The 9,636-nt window shown below is 71.6% G+C and carries 9 protein-coding genes and 2 pseudogenes; 6 read left to right on the top strand and 5 right to left on the bottom strand.

Annotated features, from left to right (window positions below):
* The coding region (locus IF73_RS0124860; RefSeq protein WP_158822138.1) for a hypothetical protein at nt 1-408 on the top strand (408 nt) is incomplete at its 5' end.
* A gap of 317 nt (nt 409-725) precedes the next feature.
* A complete protein-coding gene (locus tag IF73_RS0124855; RefSeq protein ID WP_031011805.1) occupies nt 726-1,130 on the top strand; it encodes a RidA family protein in 405 nt (134 codons plus the stop codon).
* A gap of 35 nt (nt 1,131-1,165) precedes the next feature.
* On the opposite strand, the pseudogene IF73_RS38845 reads toward IF73_RS0124855, so the two are convergent.
* Nucleotides 1,166-1,927: pseudogene (locus IF73_RS38845) on the bottom strand (transposase family protein); the annotation flags it as partial.
* 235 nt (nt 1,928-2,162) lie between these two features.
* Between IF73_RS38845 and IF73_RS0124845 the strand changes: the two are divergent.
* A complete protein-coding gene (locus tag IF73_RS0124845) occupies nt 2,163-3,419 on the top strand; it encodes a PQQ-binding-like beta-propeller repeat protein (RefSeq protein ID WP_051717281.1) in 1,257 nt (418 codons plus the stop codon).
* Nucleotides 3,420-4,148: 729 nt separating this feature from the next.
* Here IF73_RS0124845 and IF73_RS0124840 read toward each other — a convergent pair.
* From IF73_RS0124840 to IF73_RS42865, 4 genes and pseudogenes are all read right to left on the bottom strand, one after another.
* On the bottom strand, nt 4,149-4,595 hold the full coding sequence (locus IF73_RS0124840; protein ID WP_063833475.1) for a MerR family transcriptional regulator: 447 nt from the start codon (nt 4,593-4,595) through the stop codon (nt 4,149-4,151).
* Nucleotides 4,596-4,607: 12 nt separating this feature from the next.
* Complete coding sequence (locus tag IF73_RS0124835) at nt 4,608-5,609, bottom strand: MDR family NADP-dependent oxidoreductase (protein WP_031011800.1); 1,002 nt, start codon at nt 5,607-5,609, stop codon at nt 4,608-4,610.
* Nucleotides 5,610-5,929: 320 nt separating this feature from the next.
* A complete protein-coding gene (locus tag IF73_RS42200) occupies nt 5,930-6,394 on the bottom strand; it encodes a hypothetical protein (protein WP_234338334.1) in 465 nt (154 codons plus the stop codon).
* A gap of 136 nt (nt 6,395-6,530) precedes the next feature.
* A pseudogene (locus IF73_RS42865) lies at nt 6,531-6,656 on the bottom strand (transcriptional regulator); the annotation flags it as partial.
* A 65-nt stretch (nt 6,657-6,721) separates the two neighbouring features.
* Between IF73_RS42865 and IF73_RS0124825 the strand changes: the two are divergent.
* The 3 genes from IF73_RS0124825 to IF73_RS0124815 are packed head-to-tail and all read left to right on the top strand — an operon-like array spanning nt 6,722 to nt 9,623.
* Nucleotides 6,722-7,348 (top strand): flavin reductase family protein, encoded by a 627-nt coding sequence (locus IF73_RS0124825; RefSeq protein WP_037880367.1) that lies wholly within the window; start codon nt 6,722-6,724, stop codon nt 7,346-7,348.
* A 35-nt stretch (nt 7,349-7,383) separates the two neighbouring features.
* Nucleotides 7,384-8,700 (top strand): aminotransferase class I/II-fold pyridoxal phosphate-dependent enzyme, encoded by a 1,317-nt coding sequence (locus IF73_RS0124820; protein ID WP_031011798.1) that lies wholly within the window; start codon nt 7,384-7,386, stop codon nt 8,698-8,700.
* Between the two features lie 29 nt (nt 8,701-8,729).
* Complete coding sequence (locus tag IF73_RS0124815; protein WP_031011797.1) at nt 8,730-9,623, top strand: dihydrodipicolinate synthase family protein; 894 nt, start codon at nt 8,730-8,732, stop codon at nt 9,621-9,623.
* The last annotated feature ends 13 nt before the right edge of the window (nt 9,624-9,636 follow it).

Below are 9,636 nucleotides of genomic sequence, written 5' to 3'. Positions count from 1 at the left end.
CAACGCGCCGACGGCACGGAACTGAAACTGCACCGCTGGATGCTCACCGGCACCCACCGCATCGGCCCGGACCCCATAGAGGCGGCCGCGGCCGCCGAGGACGCGGCCCTCAACTACCTGCCGGGCATCCTGGCCCGCCACGCACGCCCGGGAGACGAGCCCGCCCGCCACGCGCTGCGCACTCAGGACGGTGCGTGGATCGTGCTGGTGAAGCAGCGCCACCGCGAATGCCACATTCGGGTGACCACAGCCCAGCTCGTCCACCGGCGAGAAGAGAAGGAAGCGCCGCCGAAGACCCTGAAGGAGAAGTTCCGCAGCGCCATCGAGGGTCCATCCCCCGCGGCAAAGCCCTGGACTTGGACACCCGAAGACGAAGCCGATCAAACTGACGGCTCCGCACTCCGCTGACACCCGACCGCATCCGCCGCACCACCACGCCCAAAAAGCGAGCCGAAGGGGGGCGGCGGCCGTGGAGCCAAGACCGTCCGAGGCGGATGTTCCGCAGGTGGTGGAGCAGGCGATGAGGAGGCAGGGCCCTCCTCGTCGGTAGGGGTGCCACTCATCACCCCGGCGCCTGGAGGAGCCCACTGCAGCCAATTCTGTGCGTGCAGAGAACACTCAGGCGGCGCTACCAGACAAGCATCTCCCGTACGGACCCGTAACTTCTCCACGCATGGGGCCTGCCTGCACCTACGGCCCCGCGCGCCATATCAAGGGAGTGAGTCATGAGTCCTCAGGTGAAGGTATTCGGGTTCGGCATGCCGTGGGAGTCGCTGTACGGGTACAGCCAGGCCACCCAGGTCGGTGACACGGTTTACGTGTCGGGGCAGCTGTCTCATGACCGTGACGGCAACTTCGTGGGTGCCGGCGACTTCGAACTGCAGGTCCGCACCACACTGGAGAATCTGGACTTGGTGCTGAGGCAGTTCGGAGCCGAGCGCAGCCAGATAGTGGAGACCACGGTTCTGGTGAGGAACCTGCGGGAGAACTTCGACACGACAGCACGCCTTCACGCCGAGTACTTCGGGGAGCACCGGCCCACCAGCACGGTCATGGGAGTCTCCGACTTGGCCCTGCCGGACCAACTCGTGGAGATCGGCGCGCTCGTGCGTCTCGACATGAAGCCATAGGCGAGAAGGCCGGCCTGTTTTCGTCGGCCGCCTCCTCCTGGACAGTTGCAGGTCAGCAACGTGTGGACAGCCTGGACGATGGCGCTGATGCGGCGGGTGGATCATCTGGCTCGCCGGAGCAGCCGCCTGGATTTCAGCTGGGCGAAGGCGCGTTCTCCCGGAGCTCGCAGGCGGGCATGATCCTGGTTGAACTGCGGGTAGTGGGCGGGCTGTTCGCGGTGGTGGTAGTACGGGGTGCGGACCGCGGCGCCGGCACCCTGGTAGGCGCGGTCTGCGAGCACGAGGACCTGCCGGGTCAGGCGTACCTGGATGATGCCGTGGGCTCGTGCCGCGGTCAGGTCATGGGTCCTGCCTGGAGTCGCGCGGAAGAACCCCAGCGGTGCGCCATCGGGACGGGCGATGACCTGCACGTGCCGCGCGGATCCGGTCGATCGAGATCAGAGTGCCGTCAATGATGACGTGGTCGCCTTCACCGAGGCGGTGAGAGCTTCATGGAGACCGGGCGCCCAGCCGGCCGGGACCTCCAAGGACTCGTTGACGTAGCGCCAGGCGGTGGCCTGGGATATCCCGAAACCGGCTCCGAGCTGCGAGAACGTCCCGTTCTTGCGTAGGTGGACGAGGGTGAGCAGCGCCTGCTTGAAGCAGCCGAGCTTGCGCCAGCGCGTGTTGCGGGCCCGGCGGCGTTCGTGAAGCAGCCAGGCGCCCTGCTCGACGTGCTCATGCGGGACGTCGAGCATCGCGGGATACGGAACCAACAGGGCCCCTTCGGTCGCCGGTGTGGCGAGTGGAGTCACCACGCCGGCGACGAGGGGGCCCTGCCTCGTCACCACACCCGCTGACCAGGCCATTTCACCCTAAGACGCAGGATGAAAGGGGCTCAGTGTCCCGATTGGTTCACGAGTCCGTTCCGGTTGAGACCCGGCAGCGACGGTGACGGGTGGAGACGGATAGCGTCCCCACCGCGGTTCGTACGCCTGTCCGGCGTCGGGCCACGCACATCTCTGATCCGGCGCTTCACGGGGGTAGGGCAACATGACGATGCGACGAGACGGCCGGCCGGGTGTCGGATTCTCCCGGCGGCGCGCACTGCGGCTGGCCGGCGGCGGTCTCACGCTGGCCGTGCTGGCAGCGGGCGCGGCCGGCTGTCGCGAGGACGGCTCCGATCCGGGCGGCTCCGGGGGATCCGGGGACGGCGGGAAGCCGGTCGGCGGCGACGAGCCGGCAGGAGGGGGCGCCGGCGAGGACGGTCAGGCGCCTCGGCCGCTGTGGACGAGGACGACATCCGCGCAGACCTACGGTGACAACGACGAACTCGTGGTCGCGGGCGGCGTGGTGATCGCCAGCGGTGAACCGCTGGCCGCGCTGGACGCCGCCACGGGCGAGGAACGGTGGTCGCTGGAGGACGGCGCGATCCCAGGGGCACCGATGCTGCTCGGCGGCGGCACGCTGTACCTGGCCAGTGCCACGTACGACGGCACCGTCGCCGGTTACGACCCGGCTTCGGGCAAGGAGACCTGGCGCAGCCACCTGGGCAAGGCATACCGGCAGCCGAGGCCCGTCGCGGTCGACGACAAGCAGGTGTACGTCGTCGCCGAGATCCTCGAGAGCGACGGTTCGTCCAAGACCAATGTGATCGCCGCACTGAACAGCAGCACCGGCCGACTCGCGTGGAAGGAGCAGCGTGACGTCGGCACCGAACAGAACGGCATCCACGCCCATGCCGCGGGCCGCCACCTCGTCTACACCGACTTCAAGAAGAACCTCACGGTGCGCGACACCGCCACCGGCAGGCAGGTGTGGACCCACAAGACCACCAGGACCAACTACGGCTTCTTCGCCGTGTACCAGGACCTGGTGATCGTTCCGCAGGGGCCGAGGCTTCAGGCTTTCGGCCTGGCCGACGGCTCGGTGAAGTGGTCGACGGAGACCGCCGAGAGCTACGTCGCCTTCAAGGAGCCGGCCGTCCTGGACGGTGTCCTCTACATCGCCGACAGCGACCGCACGATGCGTGCCCTCGACCCCCGTACCGGCAAGGAGATCTGGAAGTCGCGGGCGCTCGCCGATGCGAACCTCACGGTGCCGCGGCAGTACGTGAAGGCGGGCGGCGTCCTGTACGCGGCCACGGACCTCGACAAGCAGGGCGGCGTGATCGCCATCGACGCGAAATCCGGTGCCGTGCGCTGGACGTTCAACGACAAGTCCGGCGACTACCACGCGTGGCTGGTGGCCACAGACGGGCAGCACGTCTTCGCCCTGCATGGCAAGAAGCTGCACGCGCTGCCCGTCTGACATCGGTGCCCGGCCGATGACACCGAGCGGGCCGAGGTTGCCTTGGTCGGCCTCGCCGACGAGATCGTCGCCGTCCATGAGCGCCACGTCGTGGTTCGAAGGCGGTGGCGATGGCGTTGGTGCCGGTGGTCTCCTCGAGGGAGTGGCTGCCCCACGTTGTCCCGGCCCCCGTGCCGCGCTTTCGCCGCACGGCCCGGTCGGTTCAGCGGCAGTGTTCCGCGTCCGTGCCCCGGGGGCGGTCGGTGCCGGCGTCTTCAGCAGTCCCCGCTGGAGGGCCCGTCGATGACTGCGTGCAGGAGGTGCCGAGGGCCGTCTTGCCGACGGTCTTGTCGACGACGGTCGGTCGGTCGCGCGGACGCGGGCGATCACCGGTGTACAGGTGACGTGTGTCTTGGCGTCGGCGACCCGCGGGGTGAAGGTGAGCAGCGGTTCGTTCTCGCCGGCGGTGAAGGTGTGACTGCGGGCCGTCCCGACGCCCTTGCCCGGGGTGCCCTTGACGCGGTCGGGTCGCCTGCGGTGTGCCGGGCGAGTAGGGCTGGTTGGGCTGCTTCCGGAAGTCGAGGCCGACGGTGGTGGCGCCGTCTCCTTTCATGGCGGGCTCGTTGAAGTCGCCGTGGAGGACCGGGACGGGCTGGGCGGCCGGGGCGGCCGCGGCGGGGGCCGCACAGGGCAGCAGCAGGCCGGCGGAGCCGAGGACGGCGAGGGCCGGGAGGCCACGTGCCGTCACGCTCACCCGCTGGAGCGCCGAGCCGGAACAGCCGGGTCCCGCCCTGCGCGCTGCCCGTCCGGCGGCGGCTGACCCGGGGCATCTCGCACGTCTCCCGCGGCTGCGGCGAGAGCCTGTCGCAGGCGCGTGAGGCGTGCGATCTCGGCGTCCAAGGCCGCCAGGCGATCGGCGACCACGTCGCTCAACTCGCCGGGACGGCCGGCGCAGGATGCCGGCGTCCCCTCCTGGACCAGGAGGTCCAGGCGGTGGGCGCGGGAGCGGAGGTCCTCGAGGGTGAGGCCCAGTGTCAGAAGGCTGCGGATGACTCGGACGCGGGCCACCGCGGCGGAGTCGTACTCCCGTTGACCGGACGAGGTACGCGGTGGGGGCCTCAGCAGGCCACGGGCCTCGTACAGGCGCAGAGCACGTGGTGTGGTCCCGGCCGCCGCCGCTGCCTCGCCGATCCGCATGCCCGCTCCGCCCTACAACTCCACGATGGACGCCCCGAAGGAGCGCCCGGCGATCAATGCGGGCAACGCCCCCGGGGCGCGCTCCATTCCGTGGACCGGGGTGTACGGGAAACGGATCTCGCCCGCCCGCAGCCAGTCTCCGAAGCGGGCCTCCCACTCCGCCTCCACATCCGGGTGGTCCATACCGTTGTAGCCGGCGACCGTGATGCCCCGCGTCAGCAGACGGTAGGTGTCGAGCACGGTCGGCGCGCTCCCGCCCGCCCGGTCCGGAGACAACTGACCGTCCAACGCGCCCACCAGGGCGAGCCGTGCACCCCGGTTCGCCACATCGACGGCGGCCGTGAGTTGTTCGCCGCCCACGGTGTCCACGACGACGTCGACACCGTCCGGTGCCGCCTCGGCGAGTTGTCGGCCGACCGGCCCTGCCCCGCGCAGCACGACGGCGTCATAGCCGAGGTCCTGCCTCAGGCGCTGTGCCTTGTCCGGTGAGCCGGTGCTCCCGACCACCCGGGCAGCGCCCAGCAGCCGGGCGATCTGGCCCGCCATGGTGCCCACGGCACCCGCGGCGCCGGTCACGAACACGGTGTCGCCCTCGCGGACTTCGGCCAGCCGGGTCAGCGCGCCGTACGCCGCGGAGCCCTGGGCGAGATGGGCCACCGGGTCCGGCAGGATGCCGTCCAGCGGCCGGCACTCGGCAACGGCAGGCGTCGCGTACTCCCGCCAGCCCTGCAGGTGCACCACCCGTCGGCCCTTCTCCAGTGCTCCGTCGACCACCTCGCCGATCGCGGGGCCGAACAGCGCGTCTCCAGGGTGCAGCGGGGGCAGTGGGACATCGCGCGTCTCGCCCCCGATGAGGGTGCGCAAGCCCGGGAAGACGAGGAAATGGGTGTTGCGGACGAGTACCTGTCCGGCCTCGGGCAGGGGGATGGGTGCCTGCACCAGGGCGAAATCGTCCGAGGTCGGCAGTCCACCAGGGCGGCGCACCAGGCGTACAAGGCGATGGGTCGCATTCATGTCCGGACGGTAGACCTTGACCCATGGGTCAAGGTCAAGGCTCGTCCGCCGCCGGAGGCGGTCCTCCAGCGAACGCGTGGACGGCATGGAGGAGCGAAGGGCCGCCGGCCGGGTGCCGGCCTGCCTTCGGGGACCGTCGCAGGGCGCAGAAGGGCGCCCTCGGCGTCGGCCGGCCCCCGCAAGGGGACTCCCCCGCCGCGCGAGCAGGAGGGAGCAGGACGGCGAGAGGGCCGTTCCAGGAAGCCGCCGGGCCGCTCCGTGGTGCGGGAAGCAGTGCTCCTGGTGTGGCGGCACGGCAGTGTGCAGGGCGGGGGCCTGCCTCAGCTTCCTGTCAGTACCGTGTCCGGCAGGCGTAGGTGCAGGCCGAGCGCGGTGCGGCCGTCGGCGGTCAGCCTGACCACCCGCGTGTCGTGCGCGTGGACGAGCCACTTCTCCGCGACCGCGTGCCGGAAGATCGCGGCTGCCATGCCGCCCGCCAGGTGGAGCCGTTGCTCGGTCCGGTCGATGCACGTCAGGACATGCGGCCGGGTGGACGAGCCGGCGGGTTCGTCGACGATGCCCAGCTCCTTCAGCCGGCGGGCGCCCGCGGTGGTGAGCGTCGGACCGTAGTCCCAGGACAGGAGCCCTTCGGCGGTCATCGCGTCGGTGATCGCGACAGCCAGGGAGCCGGCGAGGTGGTCGTAACAGACACGCGCGAAGGCGAGTTCCCGGTGACGGCGGGACGCGTTGAGGGAACGCACCGGCACCGGATGCCGGGGAGCCCGTGCGGCGAGTGCCTCGATCATCTCGGCGATGCCCGGGTCGGCGAGCCGGACGTGGCGGTTGCGGCCCTTGCGCTCCTCCGCCAGCAGGCGCGCCCGTCACCAGCTTGGTCAGATGGCTCGTCGCGGTGGACGGGGAGACGCCCGCGAAACCGGCGAGTTCCGTCGCCGTCCAGGCACGGCCGTCCAGCAGGGCGAGACAGAAGGCGGCGCGCGTCCGGTCGGCGAGGAGTCCGGCCAGGGCAGCGAGATCCGGTTCATCGGTGGAGACGTCGGTGAGGGTCACGAGGCCGTTGTCGGCAGCCGACGCTTCGACCGCCGTCGAAGGGTCCGGCGCCTGGCGTCGGACGCATGTCGACCGACACGCATCGAGTGATCAATCCGAGCATCCTCTACTTCGGGACCCCGGTGGCCCTGCTCACCCCGGAGAACGAGGATGGCACCTTCAACCTCGCGCCCATCTCGTCCGCCTGGGCGCTGGGGCAGAACGTCGTCCTCGGCCTGGGCAGCGAGAGCCAGACGGTGCGCAACCTGGCCGAGCGTCCGGACGTGGTGATCAGCGTCGCGTCGCCCGAGCTGTGGGAGCGGGTCGAGCGCCTCGCGCCGCTCACCGGCGCCGATCCGGTGCCGGAGAGCAAGCGGGCGGTGTACCGGTTCGCGCCCGACAAGTTCGCCGCCGCCGGCCTGACGCCACAGCCCTCCGACCTCGTACGGCCTCCCCGGGTCGCCGAATCCTCTCTCCAGCTGGAGGCGAGGGCCGTCGCGCTGACCCCGGGCGGCCGGGGCAGCTTCCTCGCCGTCGAGTGCGCGGTGCTCCGGGTCCACGCCCACGAACGCATCGTCGTCCCGGGCACGCACCACGTCGACCCCGGGGTGTGGAGCCCCCTCATCTACAACTTCCGCCACTACCACGGGCTCGCGGCCGAGGTGGGCCACGGCTTCCGCTCGGAGCCTCCGCGCCTCGAAAGTTTGGCATAGGACAAAGTGTTAGAGTCGCCGGCGGAGGTGATCACGTGCCGATCACAGGTACGACCGCGGCGGAGATCGCCGGCAGCGTGCGCGACCAGGTCGCATCGGGCGCGCTCGCGCCGCAGGCGATGCTGCCGCCGGTGCGGGCGCTCGCCGCCGAGCTCGGAGTGAACCGGAACACGGTCGCCCTGGCGTACCGGCGGCTGGTGGAGGCCGGGGTGGCCGAGACCCGGGGGCGTGGCGGCACGGTGATCGCCGCGGTGCCGCAGCTCGCCCGCGAGGGCGTCGGTGTCGGCGGCGCCTGCGTCGACCTGGCCAGCGGCAACCCGGACCCGCGGCTGCTGCCGGACATCCTGGCCGCGGCGCGCAGCGGGCAGTACTCCCAGCCCCTGTACGGCACGCCCGCCGTCGACGAGGAGCTGGCCGCGTGGGCGGCGGCCGACTTCGCCGAGGACATCGACCAGCCGTTCCGGACGCTGGTCGCGCACGGAGCGGTCGACGCCACCGAGCGGCTCCTGAACGCCCACCTGGCCCGGGGCGACCTCGTGGCGGTCGAGGACCCCTGCTTCCTGGCGAGCATCGGCACCCTGCGGCTGAACGGCTACCAGTCCGCACCGGTCCCGGTCGACGGCGCGGGCATGCGCCCCGACGCCCTGCGCGCCGCCCTCGAGAACGGCGCCCGCGCGGTCGTCTGCACGCCGCGCGCCCACAACCCGACCGGCGCGAGCCTGACCGAGGTACGGGCCGCCGAGCTCCGCGCGATCCTCGCCGACCACCCGCAGGTCCTGGTGATCGAGGACGACCACTTCTCGGCCGTCTCCGCACGCCCGTACCACCGGATCACCCCTCCGACCACGGCACGCTGGGCACTCGTGCGGTCCGTCTCCAAGTTCCTCGGCCCGGACCTGCGTCTCGCCCTCGTCGCCGCCGACGCGGAGAGCGCCACACGCCTGGAGGCGCGGCTCAGCGCCGGCACCACCTGGGTCAGCCGCCTCCTGCAGCACACCGCCCACGAACTGCTCGTCGACCCCGGCGTGCAGGAACTCCACGAACAGGCCCGCGAAGCGTACGCGCACCGCAGCGACCTGCTCATCCAGCGGCTGCACGCCCACGGCATCGAGGTGCCCTACCGGCCCGACGGGCTGAACGTCTGGGTCGAACTCGACGTCGACGGCCGGTCCGTGGTCGGGGCGCTGGCCGCGCGGGGCTGGGCCGTACGCCCCGGCGACCTCTTCGTCCGGGACCCGTCCACCCGCCGGGGCGCGATCCGGATCACCAGCTCCACCCTCACCGCTTCGCAGGCCGAGGCGTTCGCCACCGACCTCGCCGCGGTCGTCGCCGACCTGCGCCCCGCGGACTGACAACCGTCTCCCCTCCTCAAGGAGTCACCGTGTTCCACGGCCTCAGCGCCTTCCCCCTCACCCCCACCGACGAGAACGGCATCGACACCACGGCGTACGCCGCGCTCGTCGCCCGTCTCGCCGCCGCCGGCGTCGACTCCGTCGGCGCGCTCGGCTCCACCGGCGGCTACGCCTACCTCACCCGCGAGGAGCGCGCCCACGCCCTGAAGATCGCGGTCGAGGCCGCCGACGGGACGCCCGTCATGGCGGGCATCGGCGCGCTGCGCACCTCGCACGTCCTCGCCCTGGCCGAGGACGCCCAGAAGGCCGGGGCCTCCGCGGTGCTGCTCGCGCCGCTGACGTACCAGCCGCTCACCGAGGACGAGGTGTTCGGCCTGTACGAGGACGTCACCCGCGAGCTGTCGGTGCCCTTGTGCGTGTACGACAACCCCGGCACCACACATGTGCACTTCAGCGACGAACTGCACGGCCGGATCGCCCAGTTGCCGAACGTCGGCTCGATCAAGATCCCGGGCGTGCCGGATGATCCGGCGCAGGCCGAGGCCCGCGTCGACGCCCTGCGGGCGCTGATCCCCGACACGGTCACCATCGGGGTGAGCGGGGACTGGACGGCCGCCCGTGGTCTCAGCGCCGGATGCGACGCCTGGTACTCGGTGATCGGCGGCACCTTCCCGCTGACCGCGCTCGCCCTCACCCGTGCCGCCCAGGCCGGTGACGTGGGGGCGGCCACGGAGCTGTCCGACGCCCTTGAGCCGCTGTGGGCACTCTTCCGCCGCCACGGCAGCCTGCGCGTCATGTCCGCCGCCGCCTCCCACCTCGGGCTGACGGAAGAGCCGAACCTGCCGCGCCCGCTGCGCGGGCTGGACGAGGCCGCACGCCGTGACGTCGCCGAAGCGCTGAACGCCCTCGGCCTCGCCGGCTGAGCGTGTCCGTGGC

The organism is Streptomyces sp. NRRL F-5727 (assembly GCF_000719555.1).
Taxonomy (GTDB): domain Bacteria; phylum Actinomycetota; class Actinomycetes; order Streptomycetales; family Streptomycetaceae; genus Streptomyces.
This window is presented reverse-complemented; position numbering and strand designations above follow the sequence as displayed.